The 26,697-nt window shown below is 66.5% G+C and carries 25 protein-coding genes; 12 read left to right on the forward strand and 13 right to left on the reverse strand.

Translation table 11 applies throughout. The annotated features are described in order from the left end of the window. Positions 1 to 33 precede the first annotated feature (33 nt). Complete coding sequence (locus tag AC0662_RS06650; protein WP_478299003.1) at positions 34 to 732, forward strand: class I SAM-dependent methyltransferase; 699 nt, start codon at positions 34 to 36, stop codon at positions 730 to 732. A 3-nt stretch (positions 733 to 735) separates the two neighbouring features. Here AC0662_RS06650 and AC0662_RS06655 read toward each other — a convergent pair whose 3' ends face one another. Further along, positions 736 to 2,244 carry a methionine--tRNA ligase gene (locus AC0662_RS06655; protein WP_478299005.1) on the reverse strand — a complete coding sequence of 503 codons (1,509 nt, stop codon included), beginning with the start codon at positions 2,242 to 2,244 and terminating at the stop codon, positions 736 to 738. Between the two features lie 234 nt (positions 2,245 to 2,478). Here AC0662_RS06655 and AC0662_RS06660 point away from each other — a divergent pair, with 234 nt between their 5' ends. After that, on the forward strand, positions 2,479 to 2,967 hold the full coding sequence (locus AC0662_RS06660; RefSeq protein ID WP_478299007.1) for a GNAT family N-acetyltransferase: 489 nt from the start codon (positions 2,479 to 2,481) through the stop codon (positions 2,965 to 2,967). Here the strand turns inward: AC0662_RS06660 and AC0662_RS06665 are convergent. Then, positions 2,964 to 3,368, reverse strand: a complete 405-nt coding sequence (locus AC0662_RS06665; protein ID WP_452201666.1) for an NUDIX domain-containing protein — start codon at positions 3,366 to 3,368, stop codon at positions 2,964 to 2,966. The two genes, AC0662_RS06660 and AC0662_RS06665, sit on opposite strands and share 4 nt — an antisense overlap. Positions 3,369 to 3,492: 124 nt before the next feature. On the opposite strand from AC0662_RS06665, the gene AC0662_RS06670 reads away from it, so the two are divergent. Further along, entirely contained in the window at positions 3,493 to 4,080 is a 588-nt protein-coding gene (locus tag AC0662_RS06670) for a hypothetical protein (RefSeq protein WP_452201668.1), read from the forward strand. Between the two features lie 10 nt (positions 4,081 to 4,090). On the opposite strand, the gene AC0662_RS06675 is transcribed toward AC0662_RS06670, so the two are convergent. Beyond that, positions 4,091 to 4,909 (reverse strand): LLM class flavin-dependent oxidoreductase, encoded by an 819-nt coding sequence (locus tag AC0662_RS06675; protein WP_478299010.1) that lies wholly within the window; start codon positions 4,907 to 4,909, stop codon positions 4,091 to 4,093. Between the two features lie 118 nt (positions 4,910 to 5,027). On the opposite strand from AC0662_RS06675, the gene AC0662_RS06680 reads away from it, so the two are divergent. Continuing rightward, positions 5,028 to 5,726, forward strand: a complete 699-nt coding sequence (locus tag AC0662_RS06680; protein ID WP_452201672.1) for an alpha/beta fold hydrolase — start codon at positions 5,028 to 5,030, stop codon at positions 5,724 to 5,726. Between the two features lie 3 nt (positions 5,727 to 5,729). Here the strand turns inward: AC0662_RS06680 and AC0662_RS06685 are convergent, their stop codons facing one another. Next, positions 5,730 to 6,227: an acyltransferase gene (locus AC0662_RS06685; RefSeq protein WP_452201673.1), complete on the reverse strand. Its 498-nt coding sequence runs from the start codon at positions 6,225 to 6,227 to the stop codon at positions 5,730 to 5,732. A 414-nt stretch (positions 6,228 to 6,641) separates the two neighbouring features. Here AC0662_RS06685 and AC0662_RS06690 point away from each other — a divergent pair, with 414 nt between their 5' ends. Both AC0662_RS06690 and AC0662_RS06695 read left to right on the forward strand, forming a co-directional pair. Beyond that, positions 6,642 to 6,854: a hypothetical protein gene (locus AC0662_RS06690; RefSeq protein ID WP_478299013.1), complete on the forward strand. Its 213-nt coding sequence runs from the start codon at positions 6,642 to 6,644 to the stop codon at positions 6,852 to 6,854. A 129-nt stretch (positions 6,855 to 6,983) separates the two neighbouring features. Beyond that, positions 6,984 to 7,499 carry a GNAT family N-acetyltransferase gene (locus AC0662_RS06695; RefSeq protein ID WP_452201677.1) on the forward strand — a complete coding sequence of 172 codons (516 nt, stop codon included), beginning with the start codon at positions 6,984 to 6,986 and terminating at the stop codon, positions 7,497 to 7,499. Between the two features lie 122 nt (positions 7,500 to 7,621). Here AC0662_RS06695 and AC0662_RS06700 read toward each other — a convergent pair whose 3' ends face one another. Together AC0662_RS06700 and AC0662_RS06705 are read right to left on the reverse strand one after the other, a co-directional pair. Then, positions 7,622 to 8,134 (reverse strand): GNAT family N-acetyltransferase, encoded by a 513-nt coding sequence (locus AC0662_RS06700; protein WP_452201678.1) that lies wholly within the window; start codon positions 8,132 to 8,134, stop codon positions 7,622 to 7,624. A 279-nt stretch (positions 8,135 to 8,413) separates the two neighbouring features. Beyond that, positions 8,414 to 9,064 carry a TRM11 family SAM-dependent methyltransferase gene (locus AC0662_RS06705; protein WP_452201680.1) on the reverse strand — a complete coding sequence of 217 codons (651 nt, stop codon included), beginning with the start codon at positions 9,062 to 9,064 and terminating at the stop codon, positions 8,414 to 8,416. A 306-nt stretch (positions 9,065 to 9,370) separates the two neighbouring features. Here AC0662_RS06705 and AC0662_RS06710 point away from each other — a divergent pair, with 306 nt between their 5' ends. Further along, on the forward strand, positions 9,371 to 10,135 hold the full coding sequence (locus AC0662_RS06710) for a class I SAM-dependent methyltransferase (protein ID WP_478299016.1): 765 nt from the start codon (positions 9,371 to 9,373) through the stop codon (positions 10,133 to 10,135). A 55-nt stretch (positions 10,136 to 10,190) separates the two neighbouring features. On the opposite strand, the gene AC0662_RS06715 is transcribed toward AC0662_RS06710, so the two are convergent. The 4 genes from AC0662_RS06715 to AC0662_RS06730 all read right to left on the reverse strand — a co-directional run bounded on the left by AC0662_RS06715 (position 10,191) and on the right by AC0662_RS06730 (position 14,477). Beyond that, positions 10,191 to 11,393 carry a hypothetical protein gene (locus AC0662_RS06715; RefSeq protein ID WP_478299018.1) on the reverse strand — a complete coding sequence of 401 codons (1,203 nt, stop codon included), beginning with the start codon at positions 11,391 to 11,393 and terminating at the stop codon, positions 10,191 to 10,193. Between the two features lie 344 nt (positions 11,394 to 11,737). Next, a complete protein-coding gene (locus AC0662_RS06720) occupies positions 11,738 to 12,079 on the reverse strand; it encodes a helix-turn-helix domain-containing protein (RefSeq protein ID WP_478299020.1) in 342 nt (113 codons plus the stop codon). Positions 12,080 to 12,087: 8 nt separating this feature from the next. After that, positions 12,088 to 13,257: a tyrosine-type recombinase/integrase gene (locus AC0662_RS06725; protein WP_478299022.1), complete on the reverse strand. Its 1,170-nt coding sequence runs from the start codon at positions 13,255 to 13,257 to the stop codon at positions 12,088 to 12,090. A gap of 374 nt (positions 13,258 to 13,631) precedes the next feature. Next, complete coding sequence (locus AC0662_RS06730) at positions 13,632 to 14,477, reverse strand: class I SAM-dependent methyltransferase (protein ID WP_478299024.1); 846 nt, start codon at positions 14,475 to 14,477, stop codon at positions 13,632 to 13,634. A 98-nt stretch (positions 14,478 to 14,575) separates the two neighbouring features. Here AC0662_RS06730 and AC0662_RS06735 point away from each other — a divergent pair, with 98 nt between their 5' ends. Beyond that, a complete protein-coding gene (locus AC0662_RS06735; protein ID WP_478299026.1) occupies positions 14,576 to 18,094 on the forward strand; it encodes an ATP-binding cassette domain-containing protein in 3,519 nt (1,172 codons plus the stop codon). Positions 18,095 to 18,107: 13 nt separating this feature from the next. Here AC0662_RS06735 and AC0662_RS06740 read toward each other — a convergent pair whose 3' ends face one another. Beyond that, positions 18,108 to 19,085 carry a class I SAM-dependent methyltransferase gene (locus AC0662_RS06740; RefSeq protein ID WP_478299028.1) on the reverse strand — a complete coding sequence of 326 codons (978 nt, stop codon included), beginning with the start codon at positions 19,083 to 19,085 and terminating at the stop codon, positions 18,108 to 18,110. Then, complete coding sequence (locus tag AC0662_RS06745) at positions 18,973 to 19,755, reverse strand: VOC family protein (RefSeq protein WP_478299030.1); 783 nt, start codon at positions 19,753 to 19,755, stop codon at positions 18,973 to 18,975. The genes AC0662_RS06740 and AC0662_RS06745 overlap by 113 nt, the downstream gene beginning before the upstream one ends. Positions 19,756 to 20,248: 493 nt before the next feature. On the opposite strand from AC0662_RS06745, the gene rox reads away from it, so the two are divergent. Then, a complete protein-coding gene (rox, locus tag AC0662_RS06750; protein WP_478299032.1) occupies positions 20,249 to 21,673 on the forward strand; it encodes a rifampin monooxygenase in 1,425 nt (474 codons plus the stop codon). Here the strand turns inward: rox and AC0662_RS06755 are convergent. Next, positions 21,659 to 22,297, reverse strand: coding sequence for a GNAT family N-acetyltransferase (locus tag AC0662_RS06755; RefSeq protein WP_478299034.1), 639 nt, complete (start codon positions 22,295 to 22,297; stop codon positions 21,659 to 21,661). The genes rox and AC0662_RS06755 overlap by 15 nt on opposite strands. 78 nt (positions 22,298 to 22,375) lie before the next feature. Here AC0662_RS06755 and AC0662_RS06760 point away from each other — a divergent pair, with 78 nt between their 5' ends. The 3 genes from AC0662_RS06760 to AC0662_RS06770 all read left to right on the forward strand — a co-directional run bounded on the left by AC0662_RS06760 (position 22,376) and on the right by AC0662_RS06770 (position 26,660). Then, positions 22,376 to 23,086 carry a class I SAM-dependent methyltransferase gene (locus tag AC0662_RS06760; RefSeq protein WP_452201695.1) on the forward strand — a complete coding sequence of 237 codons (711 nt, stop codon included), beginning with the start codon at positions 22,376 to 22,378 and terminating at the stop codon, positions 23,084 to 23,086. A gap of 87 nt (positions 23,087 to 23,173) precedes the next feature. Continuing rightward, complete coding sequence (locus AC0662_RS06765) at positions 23,174 to 24,925, forward strand: ABC transporter transmembrane domain-containing protein (protein WP_478299037.1); 1,752 nt, start codon at positions 23,174 to 23,176, stop codon at positions 24,923 to 24,925. Further along, positions 24,909 to 26,660 (forward strand): ABC transporter ATP-binding protein, encoded by a 1,752-nt coding sequence (locus AC0662_RS06770; protein WP_478299039.1) that lies wholly within the window; start codon positions 24,909 to 24,911, stop codon positions 26,658 to 26,660. The genes AC0662_RS06765 and AC0662_RS06770 overlap by 17 nt, the downstream gene beginning before the upstream one ends. Positions 26,661 to 26,697 lie beyond the last annotated feature (37 nt).

The following is a 26,697-nucleotide window of genomic DNA, read 5'->3' on the forward strand; positions in this document are numbered from 1 at the left end:
CTTCGTTCATGGATCCGACAGAAGGAGCGCTCGGTGCCGAAGACCGACTACGACGAGTTCGCTGTGGCGTACTCCGCGGACAACGAGGTCAACCTGCTCAACGGCCATTACGAGCGGCCGGCGATGGTGAACCTCGCGGGCGACGTGGACGGCCGCCGCATCCTCGACGTCGGTTGCGGCTCCGGTCCGCTCTCGGCGGCGCTCCGCGACCGAGGCGCGATCATCACCGGCTTCGACCTGAGCGCGGCGATGATCGACCTGGCCCGCCGCAGGCTGGGCGAGGATGTGGACCTGAGGGTCGGCGACCTGGCCAAGCCCCTCCCGTACGCCGACGCGGCATTCGATGACGTCGTGGCCTCACTCGTCCTGCACTATCTGGAGGACTGGACCGACCCGCTCGCGGAGCTCCGCCGCGTGCTGAAGCCGGGCGGACGCCTGATCCTGTCGCTGAACCACCCGATCGTGCACACGGCGTTGAACCCCGACGCCAAGTACTTCGATATCGCCGAGTTCTCGTTCGACGCCGAGCACGCCGGCCGAACCGTCACCTACAACATCTGGCACCGCCCGCTGCAGGCGATGAGCGACGCCTTCGCAGCGGCAGGTTTCCGGATCTCGGTCATCAGCGAGCCGCCGATCGCCGCGGACACACCGGTCGAACTCCGTCCACAGGGGATGGAACACCCGGCAAGGTTCATCAGCTTCATCTTCTTCGTCCTCGAGGCCTCCTGACCCTCAGACACGGACCACGCGGACGAAAACGGGCTCGGGAGCCGCGACCTGTTCGCCGTCGCCTAACTGCCTCGACAGCCGCGTGGCCCCGGCTGGACAGAACGGCGCGAGCTCCGTCGTGATCGTCCGACACGCCTGGGCGACGCGACTGAGGAGACGGTGCACCAGATCCGGGTCGCCCGAGCCGCTCCTGAGCACCTTCCAGGGTTCCGCCGCGTTGAGGAGCTGATTGGCAAGGTTGACGGTGGCAACCAACTGCGCGGTCGCCGACCGGAAGTCCGCGGTCCTGAGCGCGGCGTCGATCCTCGACGGAAGGGCGGCGCAGGCAGCGTCCAGATCGGCGCTGTCCCAGGCCGGCCCGGTCACGGGTACGCCGTCGACATGCAGCCGACCGTCGTAATACTTGTGCAACAGGGTCACGGTGCGGTTGGCGAGGTTGCCGAGCCCGTTCGCGAGGTCGGTGTTGTAGGCCTGGGCCAGGCGCGAGGTGGTGAACTCGGTGTCGCCGAGGAGCGGTGCCTCACGAGTGATCCACCACCGAAGTGCGTCCGTACCGTAGGCGTCGACGAGATCGACCGGATCGACGATGTTGCCGGTGCTCTTCGAGAGCTTGGCGCCGCCCGCGTTGACGTAGTCGTGGACATGGATGGTGGTCGGGAGCGGCTGGCCGGCCGACAGCAGGAGCCCGATCCAGTAGACGGCGTGGAAACGGGTGATGCCCTTGCCGATCACGTGCACACGTTCGCCGTCGCCTGCCCACCAGTACTCGTAGTCCTCGCCGGGATCGTCGACGCCGAGTGCGGTGATGTAGTTGGTGAGCGCGTCCCACCAGACGTAGATCACCTGACCGGGATCACCCGGCACCGGGATGCCCCAGCCGCCCGCGCGAGCAGCCGGGCGGGAGACGCTGAAGTCCTGCAGTCCCTCGTTGAGGAGCGCCAGTACTTCGTTGCGCTTCTGAGGCGGGTTGATTGTGAGGGTGCCACTGGTGATCGCGTCCTTGATGTGATCGCGATAGCGGGTGAGGCGGAAGAACCAGTTCGTCTCGGTCACGCGCTCGGGCGCCGTACCGTGTTCCGGGCAGAGTCCATGGAGCAGCGCGTCGGGCTCGTAGAACTGCTCGCATCCAACGCAGTACAGGCCTGTGTAGGTGTGCTGGTAGAAGTCGCCTGCGTCCGCGCAGCGCTGCCAGAGGTAGTCGACGCCGGGGCGATGGCGTGGGTCGGACGATGTTCGGATGTAATCGTCGCAACTCAGGTCGAGAAGGCCTTGGAGTGCCTGGAAACGGTCGGCGGCTGCGTTGACGTAGTCGGTCACCGGCGTGCCGGCGTTCCGGGCGGCGAGGACGTTCTTGAGGGCGTGGTCGTCGGTGCCGGACAGGAATCGGACCGGTTGGCCGCGGAGCCTGCGGTGGCGGGCGAGCACGTCAGCTTGCACGAACTCGAGCGCGTGACCGAGGTGCGGTGCCGCGTTCACGTAGGGGATCGCGGTGGTGATGTAGTACGGATTCATAGGGGTTCCTTCCCTGTCATATCGGCAGGGAGCCCCACATCGCGTCGAGCCCACCACCGTGGGCTCGACCGGCTGATCTCAGCGCAAGACGACAAGGCCCACCAAGGGGCCCATCATTCGCTGCACGCTGACCATAACCAGAGGCTACCGCCACACCGCGCTCCCGACGAACGCGTTTCCACCGTGCCTGCAAATCGCTGGCGCCCGCCGACGCTGACCTGCCAGGCTGCCCAGATGGCCGAGGTCGTAGTCCCGCTGACCGTTCGTGATCTCACCGAAGCGGACCTGCCCGCCTGCGGCTGGTACGGGACGGCGACGGGTCTTCGCGCCGTAGCCGACGCGATCGAGCGTGCCCGACGCGGCGAGGTCGACTACCTCGCGGTCTGCCCGCCCTCCGGCCTACCAGTTGCGGTCGGTGGGATCGACTACAGCAAACCGCCCGGCGCGGCGACCATCTGGCAACTGTCGGTCCAGGAAGAGCTGCGCTCCTGTGGGATCGGTTCAGTGCTGATCGCGGCGTTGGAGCGGCGAGCCCGAGACCGTGGACTCGGCTGGGTCGAGTTGGGTGTGGACGACAACAGATCGCGGGCGCGCGCTTTGTACGAGCGGCTCGGCTACGTGGTGAGCGGCAGCGAGATCGGCTCGTGGGACGAGGAGACTCCGGACGGGTCGACGACCCGCTACGAAACCCAGATAACCCTGCTACGTAAGCAACTGACCTAGCCGGTTGCGACCTGGATGGCGTGCAGAATGCTCGACAGGCCGGCCGGGTTGGCCAGCTTCAAGTCCGCGAGTTCCTCGGGCCGGAACCAGCGGAGGTCGTCGTGCTCGTCGGGTGCGGCGTTGACAGGTTCTCCGTCCCAGCGCGTGACGAGGAACGCGCGCATGTCGAGGGCCGGGTCGCTGATCGTCAGAGGCATGGGTACGGCGTCGTCGATCCGGACCCCGAGTTCCTCGAGGCACTCCCGGCGTACCGCCTGGTCCGGCGACTCACCTGCCTCGACATGTCCGCCGACGAGGTCCCAGCAATCGGGGTACGCCGAACGCGACGGGTGGCGATGCACCATTAGCACGAGACCGTCCCGCACAAGCGCAGCGACCGCGATCGGAATCTTGGCAACCATGCCGGGCACTCTAAGGGCTACGGACTCTCATGCGGCGCTGGTGAGTCATTCTCGCGCGAGCGCATTGACCTGCCGCGTCGCGAAGTCGCGAGCGGAGCGCCTCTGGTGCCGTAGGGTTCAGGCCGTGTCCGATACCGACGTACTCGTCCTGCGGCCGGCCGCAGGTCAGCGCCGCCAGGTCCTCTTGATGCTCGTCGTGATCACCGCGGCCCTCGTGGTCGGCGGCGTCCTGGCCGGTGGCCGGCCGGCCCTGATCACCTCCATCGGTCTCGCCGTGCTGCTCGCCGTGACCCTTGCCGTTTATCTGCGGCGCTCCCGCATCGTGGTCACCCCCGTCGGTATCGAGGCGCGCGGCCTGACATTCCACCGCCGCCGGGACCGCGCGCTCGCCGCTTCGGTGATCCGGGCAACGGTGGTCCAACCCGGGGCTGTCTCCGAGACCATCGTCGTCCTCGACGCCGGACAGAACCCCCTGCTGAACATCAACGGCGCCCTCTACGCGCGCACTGATCTCGACCGGCTCATCGCCCACCTCGGCCTGCCCACCGACGGGCCGGGCAGGCCCGTCAGCTTGACCCAACTCGAGCGCGAGCGACCCGGCACCGTCAGTTGGCCCGGACGCCACCCGATTGCGTTCCCGCTGCTCTGCGCCCTCGGCTTCGCCATCGCCGCCGTCGTTCTCGGAGTCGTGGTCGCAGCCCTCACCGGTTGACCTGCGCTGCCTACTGCCCGGCCAGCTTCGCCACCGTCGGCGCGAGTTTGTCGGCGAAGTCGGCGCCGATGACGAAGTACGAGAACCCGATCTCCTCGCGTCGCCGCTGGACTTCCTCGGCCGCCGCCGCAGGGTCGCTGGGAAGGATGACGAGCGAGTCGGCCGCGCGGAGCGCCTCGATGTCGAGGTTGGGCGCAGCCATGAACGGTGCGGCTCGGTCACCGACGGCGGCGACGTGCTGAGCGAGCTCCATGTCCCGCCGGCCGGCGAAGTCGCGAACCCGCTTCGTGGTTTCGGCCCGATCGTCGTCCGTCGCGAGGACGAACGTGACGGCGTCAGCGACTTCGAGCGCGAGCGCCTGCGACTTCGGTCCGCTCACCGCCATGACCACCGGCGTGTGCTGATCGGGGCCGTCGAATCTACGCAGGGCGGCCACGGTCTCGCGCATTCTGGTACGACGCTCAGCGGGGGAGACCGGGGGCAGCCCGAGCTCGACCTCGATCCCGGGTCGGCCGGCGCCGATGCCCATCTCGAAGCGGCCGTCGGTGAGTACTGAGAGTGAGTGAGCTTCCCATGCGGTGTTCCAGGGGTCGCGTAGCGCGGCGGCGTACACCCAGGAACCGATCCGCAGGTCAGCGACCGCGGCCGCGGTTGCCAGCGTGGGGCCAATTGCTGGTTGCCACGTAGGAACGTCGGGCATCAGCAACGTCGAGTAACCGCTGTCGGCGATGCGGCGCGCACGGTCGCGCCACGTCAACACATCAGAAGTCAGCGGCGCGACGACCCCGAAGCGAAACGGTCTGGTCGACGGCCTGGCCTGGTCGGGCATTGTGGTTCTCCTTTTCGGTCCCTTTGCCTCATCCACGAACCGGCGATCCAGAATCCGACAACATCACGCCAAGAATTTCGACTGCTCGGGCTGGATGTTGTTGCTAGCGTCCGTGGTCATGGAATCGCGGATGGTCGAGGTGGACGGCGTCGCGCTGCATGTCGGCGTAACTGGCTGGGGGCGCGATGTGGTCGTGCTGACCGGTGGGCCGGGCTGCGTGCAGTACCTGGAACGGGACGAGATCTCACCTCCCGATCACCGGGCCTGGTTTCCGGAACCGCGTGGAGTCGGCCGCTCGGGCGGCGAGCCACACAGCATGGAGCGAGCGATCGCTGATCTCGAAGGTATCCGCTCGGCTGTCGGCGTCGGCAGCTGGCTCGTTGTCGGGCACTCGTGGGGTTGTGATCTGGGCGTCCGCTACGCGGTCGAACATCCGGGGTCGGTCGACGGGGTGATCGGCATCGCCGGCACCGGTCCGCAACGCGACCGCAGCTGGTCCGCGGCGTATCACGCCGGCAAGGACTCGGAGCCCGTTGTCCCGATCGACTATGTACCGGAGGTGCATGCGGCGCTCGGGGAGTCGTTCAAGGAGTGGATTCGCCAACCTGGTCTGTGGCGTGGGCTGGCCGATTGCGACGTACCCATGCATTTCATCGCGGCAGGGGACGATATTCGCCCCTCCTGGCCGCTGGCCCAGCTTGCCGCGCTCGTCCCACGAGGCGAGTTCTCGACGGTGCCTGGCGTTCCGCACGACTTCTGGTTCACCCATCCCGAGCTCTGGTCCAAGACCGTAGCTGCCGCCTGCACCGCGATGTAGCGCTCAGGGTTGGGCATTTGGGTACGTGACGGCTCGCAGGACCTTCGCCGGTGCGCCGGCCGCGACGGAGTACGGCGGAATGTCCTGCGTCACCACGCTGTTCGCGCCGATCACGCACCTCTCGCCGATCGTCACCCCGCTCGTGACAACCACGTTCGCTCCCAACCAGACGTTATCCCCGATCCGCGTCGGCCCCTTGGAATCGAACCCCTGCCACGGCACCGGCCGCTCCGGATCGTCGAACCGATGATTGGCATCCGTCACGAAGCACCCGTTCGCCAGCATGCAGTGCGACCCGATCTCCACCAGGTCCAGAGCCGCGACCATCACGGCGATGTTCAGGAACGTCCCGTCCCCGATCCGCACCCGCCCCTCGTCGCCCACGGTGATCCACACGTTGGGCTCGAACAACGCGTTGGCCCCCACCTCGAGCCGCCCGTCCCGCAACGCCTCCAACACATTCCCGTGCAACGGCCACCGCGCGAACGCCCCGCGCCGCATCAACTCCCAGTGAACCCGCCCCCGATTCCACGGCAACGAACTCCGCTGATACCACCGCCACTTCTGCACCCAAACCCTCAGCTGCCCAAGAAGCTCCTCCACCCGCGCCAGCCTACGCGGCAACAACCGCCACTCGTATCAGTTGATATAGAGGCCGTCGCCGGCTGTGGACTGTCTGCCGGGGTCGACATACGACGTCAATCAACTCGATCTCTCTGCTGGGGGAGTCTGACAAGCGGTCGTTTGGGTGGGCAAGATAGACAGGGGAGGCGACACTTCGCTGCCCGTACTTCGCCCGTACTTTGTGCTCCAGCAGGACCGCTATTGTCTGGCTCCATGAGTGCATGGAATGTTGGCCCGAGGCAACAATCAGGGGCATCCAGTGCCCGCCGACGGCCCGGCATGGCGGGCGTCGTGGCAGGGATCGTCCTGCTGGGCGTCGCGCTGGTCGTCCTGATCCTCCCGTTCGGCCTGTTCATCCTCGGAGGCGGCGGCGACACCAAGGCGTTCAGCGCGATGCTGAGAGGATTCGTGACCGTCAGCGCGGTCATCGCCGCACTAGGCCTCGCCACACTGACCTACGGCATCATCACGCTCATCTCGTCCCGCCGCGGCACACCTCAGTAGCCGCAAACCGTGCCGCCTGCCGAGATGTCCGCGGTCCGGGGGAGAGGTCATCAATTCCGTGCCTTCCCATCAGCGGTACGACCAGTCGTACCGCCCGATCAGCTTGTCTAAGTCGTAGCCTCGTTCCTCATGACAGAGCCAACGCCGGTAGTCCGCATTCGAGACGCAGTACCTGGTGACGCGGATGCGCTTGCGGAACTGCATGCCCGGTCGCGGGCTGCGTACTACGGTGCCGGCGGCCATGACGTGCCAGCAGTTCCTGACGAGAAGTACCGGGAGACCTGGCGCCAGATGGTGGCGGATTCTCGACTCGTCGTCCTCGTAGCTGTCTTGGACGATGACATCGCCGGTGTGATCACGCTGGACGCCAACGGAGTGTTCCCAACCAACGCACCGAACGAGACACGCGTCCGGCTAGTCGGGATCTTCGTCGAGCCAGACCGATGGTCGAGCGGCGTCGGTACCGCCCTGATGGAACGCTTCGTCTCCATCGCACGCCAGGCCGACGCTGTGGGGGAGGTGGACGTCTGGGAGCGAAACTCCCGAGCCATCCGCTTCTACGAGCGCCACGGCTGGACCCGCGACGGAACCTCCCGTCCAGGGCCGGCCGGCGCCGACTACGCCGGCTTCGTACACCTGCCATAACCGGGCACTTTCCCGCAGGCAAGCAGGTGGGCATCCGAGCGTCGGGCGGACGTCGTCAGCGGGTCGGCGCTGTGCCGATGCCGCGTCGGTTGGCTTATGCGATGGGGTCTTGAGGAAGCTCACTAGTCGCGTGGGCTCATCGTGGCGTGAGTGTCTTTGCGCATTTCGATCTGGACTGGCCGGAAGCCCTGCTGCTGGTAGAAGCTTCCAGCCGTTTCGTTCTGGCTGTGCACGTGCAGCGTGATCGCAACAGCGCCGTCTTGATGGGCTAGCTGTTCCAGCCGTCCAATGAGCATGGCGCCGATTCCTCGTCGGCGGTACGAGGCGCTGACAACGAGATCATTGACCTGCATCACAGGACCGTCATAGGGAGCGATCGCCTGCGTGGGCCGCGGCCGGATTGAGCCGGCCACGAGTCCAGCCAGCCTGCCCCTGTCATCCTCGGCAACGACGATCTGCAACCCGCTCTTTCTGTCGGCGCGAGATAGGTCTTCGCGCACCGACTCTCGTACGTCGACTTTCCTGAAGTCGGCTGGCCATTTTTCGGCGTGCCAGTCGACCGTCTCGGCATACAGGTCGCAGATCTGGTCAAGATCCTCCGGCAACTTGGCTGGCCGAACCGTCACCTCATCCATGGGAAAGCACTGTAGTCGCCAGGGCATATCCTCTCGCCGGATTCGACGGCGCTCCTCACGACTGATGGTCCGGGAGGCCCGGTAGGACAGGAAGTCAGCGCCTGCCCAATGTGGCATGTCGCATCGCCGTCGCAGGGGAGGACCGCCAGGGCATCGGCTCAACTGCGAGTTCTCGCGGCTGATGAAACTCGCACTCTTGAACCGGCGTGGACGGGAGCTGATGAGCCGGGTGTTGCCGCGGTGCGACGGCGCAGGTTGCGGCCGTGTGGTGCTCGTGCTCTAACTGAGCTTCTGAAAGACGAGGCAGTAGTCACCGCTGATGAAGTCGAGCGGACGATCCCATTGAAGGTACGTCTCTCCACGGAGGGCGAGATGGGGTCGCAGGATGTGCGCGATGTCCCACGCCAACGGGGTGACGACATCACCTGTTCGGATGTTCGCGGCGTTGATCACCAGGTAGCCGCCGTTGCGCAGGCAGTCCTTGACGGCCAGGAACACACTCAGCAGCTCGTCCAGGTAGGTCGAGTAGTCACCGTCCAGGGTTGCGTAGCCCGTGAGCGGGTTCTGAGGATGGTCGACAGCGCTCATGTAGGGCGGTGACGTTAGGCACAGATCCACCTGCCCGATCTCGAGCTGATCGAGTTGTCGCGCATCCCCTTCGATGACCACGCCGCTCGAATCGAGCCGCTGCCTGATAAGCGCCGCTCGCTCTGGTACCAGTTCGACGCCGATTGGTTTCCGGCCCATCTGATGGCTGACAACCAGCGTCGTGCCATAGCCGGCGAAGGGATCCAGGACGACGTCCCCGACAGAGGAATGCTGCTCCAGCACTTCACGGACGAGCGCTTGGGTGAAGTGGACGTCTTCGGCAGCCGTGTCGGGCCGCTCCGCGGCCAGTTCGTCAGCTGAGATGTTCAGGACTCGGTCCATCTGCGGAGCATGGCAGCTGTCCGGGTCAGCTGCCCCGGACAGCTGCGACATACCGGCTGGATGCGGTCGCTGAGTCAACGGTCGACGGGTGAGCTGACCTGCAGGAACGACAGGGCGAGACGGAGTTCTCTCAGCTGTTTCAACTCGTCCTACTCTACTGGTAACGGTTCGTGTTCAAGTGGTGTGAGTTCGGGCCTCGGGTGTTGCAGGCCGATCGCTCGTTGCCTTGGCCGGGCAGTTCAGCGGCAAGAAGAGCCGTGGAATGTCGGTTGCGCTGGTGCAGGTCTCGCCGCTTGACTGCCAGTCATGTCCGACGACGAGGCACTCGCAGGTCACGCTTCACGCAATCGGTCGATCTGGGATGACCAGCACAGCAGGTGGTTCGGGGTCCGGGCGGCGCAGCAATGGGCCGCCGAGCCTCACTGGGGGATCTGGGCAACGCCGGAATCCGACTTGCATGTGTTGCCCGAACTGAGCGGCAAGGACGTTATCGACTTGGGCTGCGGGACTGCCTATATCGGCGCATGGGTGATGCGGGCCGGCGGTCGTCCGGTCGGCATCGACAACTCAGCCGAGCAACTCGCGACCGCCGAAGCCCTCCAGCAAGAGTTCGGCCTGGTGTTCCCGCTGATTCACGGCAACGCCGAGACGGTCCCGTTGCCGGACGACAGCTTTGACGTAGCGATCAGTGAGTATGGGGCTAGCAGTTGGTGTGACCCAACGTTGTGGATTCCGGAAGCGGCCCGGCTTCTCCGGTCCGGTGGACAGCTGATCTTCCTGCGCAACTCCACTCTCTTGGAACTGTGCACGGCTCCTGATGCTGAAACTGCGGGTGACCGCTTGAGCCGACCGTACGCAGACGTCGCGCGGATCGACCGGCCTGATGGTGGCACCCATTTCCAGCTACCAACCGGGCCGATGATCAGGCTGCTTCGAGAATCCGGATTCTTGATCGACGAACTCACCGAGTTTGTCGTCCCAACAGACTCTCACTCCGACTTCGAGTATGTCTCACCCGAATGGGCATCTACCTGGCCAAGTGTCGAGGTGTGGAAGGCAACGCGCCAGTAGAGACCGCGCTGCCCGATCAGCGATCCCTCCGGGCACCGGCTCGACAGGAATCGCTTCAGTCGTCAGCTCGAAACCGTGCGGTCTCCGTCGCCCGTAGTGTGGTCATCAGTCGCGTGCTCAAGCTCTGCTCTCCGTTCGCGGTCCGTGTGGCTGCGTAGGCGAGGAAGTCGGCGCCGGCCAAGGTGGCGTGTCGCATGGCCGTCGCGGGTGAGACGCCCAGAGCTTCGGCGAGCACGGCGGGCGGCGCGTCCTTTACGAGCTGGCGCCAGGTCGCGGTGCGACTGGCCAGCGCCGGAGCACCGATCTCACGGAGTGCCGCCCGCACGTGCTGGGGACTCAGGTGCTGGCCCGGTCGGAAGCCTGGGAACACCCACGGGCAGTCTCGATGCGCCGCGGTCTGCAGGTTCGGCCGAGCCGCGAGGTGAGCTGTCAGCAGGTCGCTGAACGGTTCAGGCACCTCGAGCCAGTCGTTGCCGAATCGGATCCGAATAGCGGTGTCGGTGGTGTCGGTGTCCTCGATCCGCATGGCGACGAGGCGGTGCACTGGCTGGCCGAACAGCAGTACCAACCCTGCACTGATGCGGATGCTGAGTGCGAGGCTGTCGTCGGTGAGGACGCGGCGAATGGCGTTCATTCGTTGGGGATCGCCAAGTGTCGCCGCTGCGTCGTCATCGGCACGTCGTGGGACGGTGATGCCGTGGATGAGTCGCTGGTTGATTGCCCAGTAGAGGAAGGTCTCGACCAGGCCGCGGGTCGTTGGGCCGCCTGCGCACCAGGCGTCGATATCAGCCTGCCTGAGGTGTTCGAGGGCGAGCCCGCGGCCCCGGAGCCATTCGACGAAACTGATCGCGACGGTGGTGCTCTGCTTGGCTCGCAGGAACGCGCCGTGCGTCGCGTGGTCCCGTTGGGCATGCCGCCGCAGCCGGCGCAGGTTGTGCCAGCGGCCGAACCGTTCGATGACGCGACGGTCCTCGGCATCCTCGATCGACGCTACCTTGCTCGTCAGCCAGTCCGCGTAGTCGTCGATGTGCCGGTGTCGCGGCGGCAACGCTCCATGCTCGATCAGCAAGCCGCGGATGTACTCGCGCGTGCGCGACGCAGGCAGCTCATCGAGCGCGTCGTGGTCGAGCCCATCACCGCGGCTGGCCAGTCTCTGAAGTACTTGCTGGACGTGCGGCTGCCGGATCCAAGTCAGTCCACTGTTCGCCCGCCGCATTGCACGCAATGCGGCGGCGACCGGCTTGAGCGGCTCCGGCATCACACCGTCGGGGCCGGTCAGCGTGTTGTCGATCTCCTGGGACAGTACGCAGCGCCAGCACTGTCCGGCCCGGTAGAGCTCGTCCTCGGCGCCGCATCGACGGCAGTCGACGTTGAGCTTGATGCCACTGCAGTCGCGGCAGGTGGGTTCGCCTTCGTCGTCGCGGCCCGGCAGGACGCCCTCGTGGTGGCACTGGCTGCACTTGCCGCGAGTTCGGTGGGCAGCTCGGTAGCAGTAGCCGCAGACCGGGCCGTCGGGCCAGTTCGCCACCCGCTCGTAGGCCAGTCCGCAACGGCTGCAGGGGGAGTGGCGGGTCGGATCAGGCGGTGGTTTCGGCCGTGCCATCAATGCTCGCCGGGATCGGCGTCGACGATCCGAGCTCGCTGCGGCCGAAGTTCCTTGCGGAGCTCGACGACGTCGGCATCTCCAGCCGTGGCGGGTCGTTTGGCGGCCTCGACGTACGGCTCGAGCAGATCATTCGGGGTGCAGTCGAAGATGTCGCACAACGCAACCAGAGTCTTTACCGACAGCCGCTCTGGGATATCGGTGACGAGGCGGTAGACCTGCGCAGCGGAGAGGTTGACTCCGCGATCTCGCAGCAGCGGCGTCAGCTCGGTGGTCTTCCACATGTCGTGGGCGGCCATCAGACGGCGCAAGTGCCAGTGGTAGCCAAGTCGTCGCGCCATACCTGCCATCAGACGCCGTCCTCGCTGCTCGCCAGTGCACGGGAAATGCTTGAGTCCAGCGCTCGCCGTAGGGTGCGGGTGCGGAAGTCCGACGACACCGAGGTGTAGAGCGCGGTCGTCGAGGCGTAGGAGTGGCCGACCTGCTGCTGCACGAACAATGGGTCGTAGCCGTCCTCGATCAGGTGGGTCACGTAGGAGTGCCTCAAGCAGTGCAGTCCGATCTCCGGCGGCAGCCCGACGGCTTCCCGATATGTGGCAAACCGGGTTCCGATGCTATGGGCATCCATCCGGCCGCCGCGCTCGCTTGGCCACAGCGCCGAACTGCGGGCGGCGGTGTCGAACAGGCCGCGGAAGTCGCTCAGCCACTCGACCAACACTGCCACCGACCACGGAAACACCGTCAGGGTCGAGCGCCGGCGCGGTGGGCCGCCCTTGTTCGCCTTGCCCCAACGGACGTAGACCACACCGTGGCTTCCAAACTCAGGTGCATGCGGATTCGGAGCGAAGTCCTCCAGGTCCAGCATCGCCAGTTCTCGGCGCCGCAGACCGTAGGCATAGCAGATCTTCAATGCTGCACTGTCGCGCAGCGTCGCCAGCCAGCCTTTGTTGCCTCGGGCCCGCAAGATCGCCACCTGGTCGTCCAGGTGATCGAACAGGCCCTGCAACTCGGCCTTGGTCAGCGACCGCCGCTGCGGCCGGCCCTCGTAATCACTGGTGTGCTCGGCGGTGTTCCACTCGAAGCAGATCTGGGCAGGATGGGAGCCGAACAGCCGCTCGCACACAGCTGTCCACTCGTAGCGTGGATCAGCTGCGAAGTCGCAGAACAGCCGCAGCGCGCCCTGATAGGCGCGGACGGTACTCACCGAGATCGCTGCCGACCCACTCCGCAGCTCGCCAAAGAATTCGTCTAGATCCCGGGGCGCCCAGGCCCACGGGTAGTCGTTGGTGAACGCCTGGAATCGGCGGACCATTGCCAGCCGCGGCGCGATCGTTCCCGGTGCCAGCGACCGCGCCAACTGCTGGTCTTGCCATCCCGCCAGCATCGCCTCGAACACCTGCTCGTCCGGCCGCAGCAGCCGCGACGAACCCTCGCGCAACAACTGCGGAGCCGAGCCCGGCGCCATCCACGTATCGCTCACACCCACCCTCCAGCACATCACAGCGAACGCTGGAATCATTCATCAGATGCAAGATGGAGCGCAAACACCCACGTCAGGGCGTGTCGCACCCGAACCGGGGGCGACTTCGATGCGGGACTTGGCGACGACAAGACGCGCGACGGCCCAGCGATCAGCCTGCCAACGAAACACACGCCGCAGAAGCCGAAACGCTTGCCTGCAAGCTGGCCGAAAGGTCGGCTATGTCGCCTAGGTGCGAGTTCTCGCATCTGATGCAACTCGCACTCTTCAATCGCCGATAACGAACATTATGTCAACTAAAGCCCGATCAGCTGCATCTGCTGCGGTAACTCATCGCTCCCCTGTGACAGGTCGTCACAACGGCGCCGCCGGGGCTTTGGCCTGCGCAAACGGCGGTCGTTGCCTGGCTGTCGTCATCTGTCGCGTTCGGCGCTGACGATCAGGAAGTTCGGCAGTGCGACGTAGGACTCGATCGCATCGATTCCGCTGTCTCGTGCGACCTGTGGATCAAGCCTTGGTTCGCACAGTTCGGTCACGCGACACCCGAGACTGATGACCTCGTTGATGTAGGCCGACAGCGGGCGGTGGAAGTCGGGTGCACGGCCCTCTGGCATCTCGTACTCATCCAGGTACCGATCTAGTTGGTAATGACCGTGGTCCCGCCACGTTGGGTAGAGATTCTCAAACGCCGGATGGGTGATCGAGAAGACGAACCGGCCTCCCGGCTTCAGTGCGCCGACGCACGCCGCCATCGCCGACTGCCAGGCCGGTATGGCGAGCAGCACCATGCTGCAGACCACCGCGTCGAACGGCTGACCGACCTCCGGCAACGTCGAGAGGTCAGCCTGTACGAACCTGATTCCCTGACGCCGCTCCTGCTCGATCTTCTGAGCGCGCGCCAGCAGTGCGGTAGCCGGCTCCACACCAACCACGTCAGCTCCGCCTTCGGCCAACAGCCGGCTGAAATAGCCTTCGCCACTGCCTGCATCGAGGACTTTCCGGCCATCGACGGGCCCCAGCATCCGGAGCAGGTTCCCATTCATCAAGTGGCGCTTGGGAAAATCGCCCTGATCGTCGTACGCCTCAATCGCGTCACTCGGCATCGCCGACCACGCTGCGATCGCCTCTGAGTTACTGATCGTGGACATGTGGACACACCTCTCCGACGACAGATAGGCAGGGTCAGCCTTGTAACCTACCGCCTCGCCCAGCTCTGCATGAGATTCCATCACCAGGCTGACGACCGGCTGACGCGGCATGCGCACCAACCTGACAGGACGATTAGTGGTTGGTGAGCGTCGTTGGGACTGGAAAACCGGCTGATTATGGGTGTGTCGCGGCCTAGGGTTTCGGACTGATGACCGAGCTTCTCGCGCCGCATGCCAACACGTCGCCGCCCGTCGATCCAGCGCGGCGGGTCGATTGGCGACGTCTGCGCGGGCCGGGTTCCGCGGTGGCGCTTGCGGCGTCCGCGGTCGGTGCGCTGGGTTCTACGTTGGGCAGTGTCGTGGCTGGGTTGCTGGCGGCGGAGCCTAGTTGGCGGCTGGTTGGGTTGCTGATGGTGTGTGTGGTCGGCGGGGCCGTGATCAATAGCGTCGGCAAGATCATCTGGGTTGGCGTCTGCGACAGAGTTGAAGGTCGGCTGCGTGAGGACGTGCTCGAGGCGGCTATTTGGCAGCCGCTGGCTGTCTTGAGCGAACAAGCCGTCGGCGAAATCCTGGATCGGGTCGACGACGACTCTCACGAGGTCGGCGCCCTGCTGCGTTCCCAGGTCTGGATGCTGGCGGGAATCCTGTTCGGGACGATTCCGATGTGGATCGTCGCCGGTGTGACCTGGTGGCCGGCCGCTGTGCTCTTCCCCGTGCTTGCCGTGATCACGTGGTTCGCCATCCGCAAGCTCCTGGCCGAGATCGCCACTCGCAAGGTCGTCGAGGAGATGGCGTGGACCGATCACACGGCCGCCCTCGAGGAAGGCATCGCCGGCCGCGACGATCTCCGGACGAGTCTGGGCCAGGCGCACGTCCTGGTACGGGTTGCCCGCCTCTCGGCCGCGGTGCACGAGAAGTTCAACTCGAGGATCACCGTGGACAGCCGGATCGCCCGACGGGCCGGTGTGCTGTTGCATGGCCTGCTCGCAGCGATCGGCGTCGCCGGGATCGCCCTGGCCGTCGACAACCACCTGACCGTGGCACGGTTGGTGACCCTGTTCCTGGTCACCTCGACCTTCGTCGGACAGATCGCGATGGTCGCGAACAACCTGCCCGCTCTCCAGGCCGGACTCGGCGCCATCACCCGCCTGCGGCAGATGCTCGCCGCCGAACCCGAACCGGACGGCGGGCTAGAGCTGCCGTTGGACGGCCCGGTCGACCTGGAGATTCGCGACCTGAACTTCTCGTACGCCGAAGGCACCTTCGCGCTCCGCGACATCAATCTGCGCGTACTGGACGGTCAAACCATCGCCCTCGTCGGACGCACCGGCTCCGGCAAATCGACGCTCGCCTCACTGATCTCGCGAGCCGTCGAACCGCCGCCGGGCAGCGTGTTCCTCGCCGGTCACGATGTCGGCGATCTCGACCTGCAAAAGCTTCGCGCGGCAGTCGGTGTGGTCACCCAGAGAACTGAGATCCTTGCCGGCAGCCTGGCCGAGAACATCGCCCTGTTCAACGATGACCTGCCGAGGTCCGTCATCGAGGCGGCCGTGGCGGAACTCGGGCTACGCGACTGGGTCGCAGGCCTGGCGGACGGCCTGGACACGCTGCTCGGCCCAGGTGGTACGTCGTTGTCCGCGGGCGAGGAGCAACTCGTCGCGTTCGCCCGACTGCTGGTCCGCGACGTGAGAGTGGTGATCCTGGACGAGGCGACCGCGCGGATGGATCCGCTGACCGAGCGGCTGGTGATCTCCGCATCGGACCGACTGCTCTCCGGCCGTACGGGCGTTCTGATCGCGCACCGACTCTCGACGATCGCCCGAGCACCGCTGGTCGCAGTCCTCGACCACGGCCGGGTCGTCCAGCACGGAGTTCGTGCCGAACTGGCCCTCTCCCCCGGACCGTTCCGGGAACTCTTGCTGGCCGGCGGTTCTGGCTTCGACAGTCATGATGAGCCGGACCGGGATCGTACGATCAATGCCCCGGCCGAGGCGGTCGGTGGTCGGCGCCGGATCGGCCTACCGCCTGAACCTGCCGACGTCGGCACCGGACCGAGTCTCGCCCGCGGCGTCGCGCATGTGCTGCTGGTCCGTCCGGAATGGAGCCTGGTCGGCGCGCTGCTGTTCCTGTTCGTGGGCCTGATCGGCGCGCAAGGAGCGGTCACCGGTCTGGTGTGGGGCCATGTCGTCGAAGCCCTGAACCACGGGCGGGCACCGTGGTGGCTCGCCGTAGCTCTGGTGGCGACCCTGCTCACTGCCCCGCTGCTGTTCGCTGAGGGCCTCGCGCGCTATCCGCGCCGGGCGGCCGAGGTGATGCTGCGGACGCGGATGTCGGTGCTGTTCGGTCAGACCGGACAGCGCCGATTGCCCCGTACGCCACCGGGCGAGGTGGTCGCCCGCGCCATGGATGCCCAACGGATCATCAGCTACGGCGACCGGTGGGTCGACTTCTTCAACGCCTTGGTGATCGCGGTCGTCACCGCCGTACTCGGTGGCACCTGGCTGGCAGGCGCCGTGCTGCTGGCCGTGATGGTCTCATCGGCGCTTGCCTCGACCGTCGGCCGCCCCTTCGCTGGTCGATCGGCGGGCGCGGCATCGGCAGCCCGAGCCCGGTTCGGCCGCGCGCTGGTGTCCGCACTGGAGGCCGCCCGGACGATCAAGTTGGCAGCGGCGACGCCGCAGGTGCATGCCCATCTGCAGCATGTGGACGGCGGGCGGGTGGCAGCCGCGGTGCGGGAACACCGGGTGCAAGCCTGCCTGGACGGCATCCCCGTCGTGATGGTGCAGATCGGCGTGGTGTCGGCGTGGGCGGCGTACATGGGAAATGTCTGGGGCCTGGCCACCGCGCTGCTGGTCGCCAATGCCGTCAACGGGTTCGACTACTTCGGACGAGTCGCGAGTTCGGTCGTCACCGACGCGCCAGGTACCCGGGCGTGGCAGGCCGAGACCAGCCGCTTTGCCGGCGGCGCCGACCTGATGGACCTGCCGCCTGGTGTCGACCTGGTCGCCGGCATCGCGCCCGGACCCGAGCCGGTCCCCCGGACCCGGCTGCTTCGGTTGGACCTGGTCGACCTCAGCGCGATCCACGACGACGGCACCATCGGCGTCTGCGGCGTCAACCTGACCGTCGAGGCCGGTGAGCTGGTGCTGTTGGTCGGCCAGGTCGGTTCCGGCAAGTCCAGCCTGCTCTCCGCCCTGTCCGGACTGATCGATCATCGAGGTCAGATCCGTTGGAACGGCGAACTCATCGATGACCCGCAACTGTTCCTGCGTCCGGGGCAGGTCGCGCATGTTGCCCAGGTGCCCCGGGTGCTGTCCGGCAGTTTCGCCGATAACGTACGGCTCGGGCACGCCCGCACGTTCGAGGGTCCGGTGGCGGGCGCCCGCCTGGACACCGACGTCGCCGACGCCGGCGGTGAGGACGCACTGGTCGGCCATCGAGGCGTACGGCTCTCGGGCGGTCAGGTCCAACGCCTCGCGCTCGCGCGCGCCCTGGCGACCGATGCGGAACTGCTGCTGGCCGACGACGTCTCCAGCGCCCTGGACGCCACTACCGAGATCGAACTGTGGAAGACGCTGCGGGAGCGCCGCGCGACGGTCATCGGCGCGACCTCGAAACGGGCTGCGCTGGCACAGGCAGATCGGGTCGTCGTACTGGTCGACGGCGAGGTCGCCGCGGTCGGTCCCTGGTCCGAACTCTCCGCGAGTTGGTCCCACTTGGCCGGCTGACCGCTGGCCTTCACTACCGTGCGGGTAGTGGACGGAGCTTGAAGATGAGGATGCCGAGGTACTTGTTCATCCAGGCTTGTTTGTGGGGGTATCGGCGTCGGGCGTCTTCGGACAGTTGAGGCTCGAGCGCAGTCTCGATCCACAGGCCCGCGGCGCTGAAGGTGTTGATCAGGTCAGAGATCGTGTACGGGCGTTTGGTCAGGGTGATGTGGTCGTTCCAGCCGCTGGTGTAGGAGAACTGGGCCGTGGTGAAGTACTCCTCCCCCAGCGTCGTTCCGTTGCTTTCGGCGCGTTCGACGGCGTACCGGATGGGTTGTGTTCTGGTCAGCAGGATGAAGCCGTCGTCGGTCAGCATCGCGCGGGCTGCTTGCAGGGTGCGGACTGGATCTTTCGCGTAGCCGAAGGACTGCAGGAACAGGATCCGGTCGAAGGTGCGGCCTGCTAGTGCAGGCAGGGAATCGAGCTCGGACAGATCGCCTTGGATCAACTCCAGGCCGGGCGGCGGGTCTTCAAGGAAGTTGCCGCTGACATCTATACCTACGGAATCGGTCGCACCCTGCTGGACCAACTGCGCGAGCTTGCCACCGTTGCCGCAGCCGAGATCGAGCACCGACCGTCCGGTGACATCGCCCAGAAGCTCGCGCTGCGCAGGCCACTCGACGAGCCGATCCAGTGAGTCCTCTTTGGTACGGGCCCGCTCGTAGTCGGGAGCTAGTTCCAGCCACGCTTGGCTCGACTCCCCCGGTGTGTTCGAACTCGTCGCCTCTGAACCGTCTGAGATCGCCACGAGACAGACCCTAGTCGTCAGCCGAGACAGAGGCAGAAGGGGTGGCCGTCGGGGTCGATCGCCCCGAGCCGGATCCGCGGTGGACCGGCCATCAGAGGCAGAAGGGGTGGCCGGCGGGGTCGGCGTAGCACTGCGACGTCGACCGGTTGGGTGGCATGTGGATCGCGCCAAGCCCTTCGGCTCGATCGATCGCGGGCTGTGCACCGTCGGGGAATCGGTAGTCGATGTGCAACTGCGCTGGGTACGCCGGATCCGGGAACCGGGTGGGACGAACCTGCGCGTACTGGAACGCCAGGTTCGGTAGGTCGTCGTCATCGTCCAGGTCGAGCACGACCCAGGTGGGCGAGTCTTCGAGCCGCTTCGGCACACCGAGGAAGCCCTCGTAGAAGCTCGCCAGCGCCCGCGGGCTGTAGCAGTCGAACACGACGCGCTGCAGTTCCGCCGACTTCGCCGAAGGATCGGCGTACAGACAGAAGGGGTGCCCGACGGGATCGGCGTACGTCCGGAACTGTCCCTGATCCCGCAGCAATGTCGCTCCGCGGCTGAGTACGAGTTCCTCGGCCGCCGCGGCGTCCGGTACGGCGATGTCGAAGTGCAGGTGCTGTGGATACTCGGGGTCGGGCCAGCGTGGTGGGCGGTCGTCCGACCAGCCGTCCCGCCCGATGCCCAACCGCAGCTTGCTTCCGCCGTCGGTCGTCTTCCCGGCGATGTAGTCGGCGTCGGGCGGGCGCTTCTGCAGCGCGAGGTCGCCCCACGGCTCGTGCAGCTGCATCCCGAGGAGGGCCCGATAGAACTCTGCCAGCGCCCGGTCTCGGCCCTCTGGACATCCGATGTAGATGATCATCGCGTCGCTGTCTCGGAGTAGGTGGGTCACTGGGGCCTCCCGACCGGCCGTCGCCGTGGGGCCATCGTTCACCGGATGGAGCGAGATCGTCCAGACCCGCGCGTACGTCGGAGCGTCCCGAGCACCCGTGCTCGGGTCAGGGCTGAAAGACTGCGCCGGTGCCTTCTCGATCAGCGATGGTTGCCGCCGAGCGAGTCCCGTCGACGGGCTGATGGCGAGTGGCGACGTACCGAGGCGGCGATGCAGGACGGCGCGACGTTGAGGTTCGCCAGCGACGTACCCCCGACAGGCTCTTCGTTGTGGCAGTTCGGGATAAGGGTTGGACGAGGTGACGATGGGACTTGTAGCTTGCGGGTGGTCGTGACTTTCGGTTGAGGAGGTGGGATCCATGAACGCGGTATCGCTGTGGGTGCTCCGCTGTCCGGTCACGGTTGGCGATTGACGTAGGTGTCGCCGGAGCGCCTTGCTGACAAGGCTCTCCAGGAAGGCAACTCCTATGAATGCTTCGCAACAGCATCAGGTCGTGTACGACGTGATTGTCGCGGGCTGTGGACCCACTGGCGCGATGCTGGCCGCTGAACTGCGGCTGCACGATGTGCGGGTACTGGTTCTGGAAAAGGAAACCGAGCCCGTCTCGATCGTGCGTGTTGTCGGTTTGCATGTTCGCAGTCTTGAGCTGATGGCAATGCGTGGACTACTGGATCGCTTTCTTGAGCACGGCCGACAGCGCCCGGCCGGCGGGTTCTTCGCCGCCATCAACAAGCCCGCACCGGCGGACCTGGCTTCCGCGCACGCGTATCTGCTAGGAATCCCACAGCCGGTAATTGTTCGGCTGCTTGAAGAACACGCGATCGAGTTAGGTGCGGAGGTTCGGCACGGCGCCGGGGTGACCGGTTTCGTGCAGTACGACGACGGAGTCACGGTCGAATTGTCCACTGGCGAACACGTTCGGTCGCGGTACCTCGTCGGCTGTGACGGCGCTCGCAGCACGGTGCGCAAGATGCTCGGCGTCGGCTTCCCTGGCGAGCCCTCGCGGAACGAGACTCTGATGGGCGAAATGGAAGTCGGTGCGCCGCAGGAGGAGATCGCCGCCAAGGTGATCGAAACCCAGGAGACGCACAAGACGTTCAGCATGCGGCCCTTCGGCGAAGGGGTCTATCGCGTCGTGGTCCCAGTTGCAGGAGTCAGCCCTGAATCGCCAACCCTCGAAGTTTTCCAAAAACAATTGCGCGCCATCGCCGGCACCGACTTCGGAGTACATTCTCCTCGCTGGTTGTCGCGTTTCGGCGATGCCACTCGGCTGGTGGAACAATATCGGGTCGGTCGGGTATTGCTGGCCGGCGACGCGGCACACATTCACCCACCGACCGGCGGCCAAGGTCTCAACCTCGGTATTCAGGACGCCTTCAACCTAGGCTGGAAACTGGCCGCGGAGATCCAGGGCTGGGCGCCGGAAACACTGCTCGACACGTATCACGCCGAACGCCATCCGGTCGCCGAAGACGTACTCGACAACACCCGCGCGCAAATGGAACTGCTGTCCACCGAACCAGGCCCGCAGGCCGTACGCAGGCTGCTCACCCAACTGATGGACTTCGACCAGGTCAACCGCTACCTGATCGAGAAGATCACCGCGATCGACATCCGCTACGACTTCCAAGAAGGCGACGATCTCCTCGGCCGCCGTCTGCGCGACATCGACCTCGAGCAGGGCCACCTCTACGAGCGCCTGCACCACGGCCGCGGCCTACTCCTGGACCGCACCCAGCGCCTGTCCGTCCGCGGATGGTCAGACCGAGTCGACTATCTGACCGATCCGCTCGCTGCACTGGATGTCCCGTGCGTCCTCCTGCGACCCGACGGCCACATCGTCTGGATCGGGGACGACCAGCGCGAGCTGGACAACCACCTCACCCGTTGGTTCGGCCTCGCGTCAGGACAGGGGTAGGTAGGTCCGGCAAGCCTCGACGTTGTGGAGCTGGATGTCGTCTCGGCGGTGGGGTTCCCACGCAGCCCTGGTCAGCCGCCAGCGATTCAAGAGGGCGGGTTCACCCAGGCGGGTAGCCCAGTCCGAACCATTCGGCTGATACCCAAGAGCCCGTGAGATCGCGTTCGAACCATGGTTGTCCACAAACGCGTCGCTGCTCGCTTCCTGAGCCCCGACGCCGTCGAACGCGAGCTGCAGGATCGCCGCGCGCATCTCCCGGCCGAGCCCGCGCTGGTCGTCGGCCAGCCACGAGAAACTCGTGACGGTGCCGAGGGTGGAGAAGTTGACGCCGCAGAGGTCCTGCATCCCGACCGGGCGCCCGTCGACGACGACCGCGAAGTACAGCCGCCACTTCTCGGGCTCGACCCGCCCCCGGCCGCGCCAGATCGCTCGCAGCCACTTGGCCACCCGCAGGTCGGGATCCGGCTCGTACAGCGAGATCGGGTCGTCGTACGGCGGCGGGTCGGCGTCCGTCTTACCGGCGCGCACCGTGTCCGCGAGCTCGTTCAACAGCTCGTCGGTGGCACCACGCAACTCCAGCCTCGGTGTGGTGACCCGCACGTCAAACAGCGGATAGCTCTCCATAGCGCAGTGCTCGTACCTTCCGCGTAAGGGGTGGCCGACCGCGAGAATATCGATTGGCGCGGTCGATAAGGTGCAGGGATGCGGCGACTGGCTGATGGTTGGGATGCGAATGCCGGAGCGTGGATCGAATGGACGCGGCGCGGGCTCGACAGCTACAGCGAGCACAAGCTGGCTTTCCTGCCGTTGATCCCGCCACCTGGCCGGCTCACTGTGGACGTCGGCGCCGGTGAGGGCCGCGTCAGCCGCGAGTTGCAGGCCCGGGGACATCGCGTCCTGGCCGTCGACCAGTCCTTGACCATGAGCCGATCCGCGGCGACGCACCCGGACGATCCGGTGCCGGCGATCGTCGCAGACGCCATGAACCTGCCGCTGCCCGACGCGGTCGCCGACTGTGCGGTCGCCTTCATGAGCCTGCACGACATCGACAACGCCGTACCTGCGATTGCGGAGATCGGCCGGATCCTCGCGGTCGGCGGGAAGCTCGTGATGGCGATCGTGCACCCACTCAACTCGGCCGGGTCCTTCGACACAGACGCAGCGAACCCGCCCTTCGTGATCCGGGACGCCTACACCGAACCCAGGCACTACACCACCACCCGCAAGAGGGACGGTCTGTCGATGACGTACCACGGCATTCACCGCCCACTCCAGACCTACACGGAGGCGCTCGCCGACGCCGGGCTGGTAATCGAACGGCTCCGGGAACACGCGACTGATGACCCCGGCAACAAGTGGTCGCGGATCCCATTATTCCTGCACATCGTCGCGTCCCGGCCTGACCGCGCCTAGGGCCGCCGTACCCCCTTGTGAATGCAATCACGAAGTCGCTAGCATCTGCGCATGGCCAGCGCCCAGGCACGGCAGTCGATGTGACCGATGACGCCGATTCGTGAGTGGCTGGACAGAACGAACGACAGCTGGACCCCGCCAACGGCCGGCGATCTGGCGACGCCGTACCGCCTGCTGTTCTGGCTGAGTCGATCGCAGGCCGGGCGCATCACGTGGGCTGCGGTGCTGGGCAGTACCTGGATGGTCGGGTTGACCGTGCCGCCCTGGGTCCTGTCGCACGCGATCGACGACGGACTCGTCGCCGGCGACACCACCGCCCTCGTCGAGTGGACCTTGCTCCTGCTGGCGGTCAGCGTGCTCAACGCACTGCTGTCGATCGCGAGGCATCGGACGATGACCAAGGCCCGGATGGACGCATCGTTCCGCTCGGTCCGGGCCACGGTGTGGCACACCTCCCGGCTGGGCGCCTCGTTGGGCCGGCGCCTGAACGCCGGTGAGGTCGTGACGGTCGGCATCGCCGACGTGTACACGGTCGCGCAGGCGCTCACGGTCGCTGGTCCCGGTGTCGGTGCAGTCGTGGCGTACGTCGTCGTCGCCGCCGTACTGTTCGCGATCTCCCCCTTGCTCGCCGCGGTGGTTCTCGCCGGAGTCCCGCTGGTCGCGTTCGCGATCGGTCCGTTCCTGCAGCGCATCGAGAGCACGGGCGGCGAGTACCGCGTGCACCAAGGCCGGTTGACGACGCGCCTGGTCGACGTACTGGCCGGTCTTCGCGTCCTCAACGGCCTCGGCGGCAAGACCTTCGTCTCCGAGCGGTACGCCGAGCAGTCGCAAACCCTGGTCGGACACGGCTACCGCGTCGCCGGGCCCGCCAGTTGGGTCGGTGCCTTGTCGACCGGCTTACCCGCGCTGTTCCTCGCCGCGGTCGTGTGGCTGTCCGCCCGAATGGCTGCCACCGAAGCCATCTCCATCGGCGATGTCGTCGCGGTCTACGGGTACGTCGCTGTGCTCGTCGTACCCGTGGCGGCTCTCATCGAAGGCGCCGGTGACATCGCTCGCGCCCGAGTGGCGGGTCGGCGGATCATCGGCCTGCTCAACCTGCCGCTCGCTCGCGAGGCCGTCCGCGATCCAGAGCCACTCCCCCTCGGCGCCGGCCCGCTGGTCGACCCCGATTCAGGACTGATCGTTCGCCCCGGCCTGTTCACGGCGCTGGTCGCTGCTGAGCCGGCGGACGCACGCGCGGTGATCGAGCGGCTCGGGCTGACCACCGATGCCGACACGGGCGTGACCTGGGGAACTGTCCCGATTGCAGACGTCGCCCCGGACGAGTTCAGGAGCCGGTTGGTTGTCGCCGACAACGATGCCGAGGTGTTCGCCGGCACGGTTCGGGACATCGTCTCCGGCCGCCTTGAGCCGGATGACGCCCGGATCGCTGCCGCACTCCACATTGCCGTGGCCGAGGACGTTGTCGAGGCCTTGCCCGGCGGTCTGGACGCAGCGATCGCGGCCGGCGGCAGTGATCTGTCCGGTGGCCAGCGGCAACGGATCCGGCTGGCCCGCGCTGTCTACTCCACACCCGACGTTCTGCTCGCGATCGACCCGACGTCGGCGGTCGACGCGAACACTGAGTCGGCCATGATCGACCGGATCCGGGAAGCGCGGAAGGGTGCGACAACGCTGATCACGTCGACGTCCCCGCTCGTCCTGGACCGCGCCGACGAGGTCGTCCTCCTGGTTGACGGCAAGGTGTCCGCGGTCGGGAAGCACTCGGACCTTCTGCGCAGCGACTCCTGCTATCGCGACCTGGTGTCCCGCGCCCAGGACGGTGACGAAGTTGAGTAACCAGCTTCCGATCGCGGGATCTGCCGAAGTCCGCGCCGCGGCGATCCGTGATCTGAGTGAGGACCGTGGCGCTGTGATCGGGCTCGTCCTGGTCAATGGGCTCGCTGCCGCGGCGGGTCTGGTGGGCCCGTGGCTCCTCGGCCGGATCATCGACACGATTCAAGCCGGCACCGGCGACGTACTGGGCACTGTGGATCGGCTCGCGTTCGGGGCGCTGGTGTTCACCGTCGCGCAGACCGTTCTGACGTGGTGGGCGCTCAAGATCGGCTACCGGTTCGGCGAGCGCACTGCCGCGCGCGTTCGGGAGCGATTCCTGCGACGGACGCTGGCGCTGCCGCCTCGCGTCGCAGACCATCTTCCGGCCGGAGATCTGATCGCGCGCGGGAGCACCGATGCGTCGCTCGTCGCCACCACGTTGCGGTCCGCCGTACCCGAAGTTCTGGTCGCTGGCGTCCACGCCCTGTTCCTCATCGTGGCGGTCTTCGTCCTCGACGCACGCCTCGGCTTGTGTGGGTTGCTGTGCCTGATCGGCGTCGGAGCAGCCATTCGGTGGTACGTACGGCGCGCGCGGCCCGCGTACCTCGAAGTCGCGGCATCTGGCGCGGACCTCGCCGATGTCGTCGCCAGTACGGCGAAGGGCGCCCGTACGATCGAACTGCTCGGGCTGGAGCATCGTCGTACCCAGGCGACGGAGTCCGCTGTCACGCGGGCCCGGTCCGCGCGCCTCGGGGCGTTGTGGCTGCGGACCGTGTTGTTCCCATGGTCGGAGGTCTCGCTCGCGCTGCCCGTGGTCGGCGTGCTGCTGATCGGCGGCGCCCTGTACGCGAACGACCTCGTCAGCCTCGGCGTCGTCGTCACCGCGACGGTGTACCTGCGCCAGCTCGTCGGCCCGCTCGACACCGTCATGCTCTGGATCGAACAGCTTCAAGGGGCCGGCGCCTCGTACGCGCGCGTCGAGGGACTGGCCGACATCCCGCAGGCGGAGGCGAAGCGCACTCCAGAGGTCCACGGTGATCGGATCCGGGTGACCGACGCGCATTACAGCTACACGGGCGCTCGCGACGTACTCCACGGCATCGATCTGCTCGTTCAGCCCGGAGAACGCCTGGCCATCGTCGGTACGTCGGGAGCCGGGAAGTCGACACTCGCGCGCCTGCTCGCCGGTCTCGATCGCCCGCACATCGGCTCGGTGACGATCGGTGGTACGCCGGTTGCCGACCTGCCGCCCGACCAGCTCCGCGAACACGTCGTACTGATCACCCAGGAGCACCACGTCTTCCACGACACGCTGCGCGACAACCTCCTGATCGCGAAGCCGAACGCGACCGACGACGAGTTGTACGCCGCACTCGCCGCCGTCGGCGCCGTCTGGGCGAACGACCTGCCACGCAGGCTCGACACCGAGATCGGACAGGACACCAACCTGGATGACGCGAGCGCTCAACAGCTCTCCCTGGCCCGCGTCGTCCTGGCCGATCCGCACACGCTGATCCTGGACGAAGCCACCTCGCTCCTCGACCCCAAGACCGCCCGGCACACAGAGCAGTCGCTGGCCGCCGTACTCCGGGGTCGCACGGTGATCGCGATCGCCCACCGGCTCCAGACCGCCCACGACGCGGACCGCATCGCCGTCATGGAAGCCGGCGAACTCGTCGAACTCGGAACCCACGACGCGCTCGTCAACGCCGACCACGTCTACGGCCGACTGTGGAAGACCTGGCACGGACCGAAATAAGCGGGTGCCGCGCGACCCGCCGCAAATTAACATCCGT

Source organism: Kribbella sp. NPDC043289, from assembly GCF_056436705.1.

Excerpts from the sequence above, each read along its gene's own strand:
- AC0662_RS06655 (WP_478299005.1), bottom strand. The coding sequence starts at position 2,244 with ATGAATCCGTACTACATCACCACCGCGATCCCCTACGTGAACGCGGCA.
- AC0662_RS06660 (WP_478299007.1), top strand. The coding sequence starts at position 2,479 with ATGGCCGAGGTCGTAGTCCCGCTGACCGTTCGTGATCTCACCGAAGCG.
- AC0662_RS06665 (WP_452201666.1), bottom strand. The coding sequence starts at position 3,368 with ATGGTTGCCAAGATTCCGATCGCGGTCGCTGCGCTTGTGCGGGACGGT.
- AC0662_RS06675 (WP_478299010.1), bottom strand. The coding sequence starts at position 4,909 with ATGCCCGACCAGGCCAGGCCGTCGACCAGACCGTTTCGCTTCGGGGTC.
- AC0662_RS06680 (WP_452201672.1), top strand. The coding sequence starts at position 5,028 with ATGGAATCGCGGATGGTCGAGGTGGACGGCGTCGCGCTGCATGTCGGC.
- AC0662_RS06685 (WP_452201673.1), bottom strand. The coding sequence starts at position 6,227 with ATGCGGCGCGGGGCGTTCGCGCGGTGGCCGTTGCACGGGAATGTGTTG.
- AC0662_RS06695 (WP_452201677.1), top strand. The coding sequence starts at position 6,984 with ATGACAGAGCCAACGCCGGTAGTCCGCATTCGAGACGCAGTACCTGGT.
- AC0662_RS06700 (WP_452201678.1), bottom strand. The coding sequence starts at position 8,134 with ATGGATGAGGTGACGGTTCGGCCAGCCAAGTTGCCGGAGGATCTTGAC.
- AC0662_RS06705 (WP_452201680.1), bottom strand. The coding sequence starts at position 9,064 with ATGGACCGAGTCCTGAACATCTCAGCTGACGAACTGGCCGCGGAGCGG.
- AC0662_RS06710 (WP_478299016.1), top strand. The coding sequence starts at position 9,371 with ATGTCCGACGACGAGGCACTCGCAGGTCACGCTTCACGCAATCGGTCG.
- AC0662_RS06715 (WP_478299018.1), bottom strand. The coding sequence starts at position 11,393 with ATGCCGGAGCCGCTCAAGCCGGTCGCCGCCGCATTGCGTGCAATGCGG.
- AC0662_RS06720 (WP_478299020.1), bottom strand. The coding sequence starts at position 12,079 with ATGGCGCGACGACTTGGCTACCACTGGCACTTGCGCCGTCTGATGGCC.
- AC0662_RS06725 (WP_478299022.1), bottom strand. The coding sequence starts at position 13,257 with ATGATTCCAGCGTTCGCTGTGATGTGCTGGAGGGTGGGTGTGAGCGAT.
- AC0662_RS06730 (WP_478299024.1), bottom strand. The coding sequence starts at position 14,477 with ATGCCGCGTCAGCCGGTCGTCAGCCTGGTGATGGAATCTCATGCAGAG.
- AC0662_RS06735 (WP_478299026.1), top strand. The coding sequence starts at position 14,576 with ATGACCGAGCTTCTCGCGCCGCATGCCAACACGTCGCCGCCCGTCGAT.
- AC0662_RS06755 (WP_478299034.1), bottom strand. The coding sequence starts at position 22,297 with ATGGAGAGCTATCCGCTGTTTGACGTGCGGGTCACCACACCGAGGCTG.
- AC0662_RS06760 (WP_452201695.1), top strand. The coding sequence starts at position 22,376 with ATGCGGCGACTGGCTGATGGTTGGGATGCGAATGCCGGAGCGTGGATC.
- AC0662_RS06765 (WP_478299037.1), top strand. The coding sequence starts at position 23,174 with ATGACGCCGATTCGTGAGTGGCTGGACAGAACGAACGACAGCTGGACC.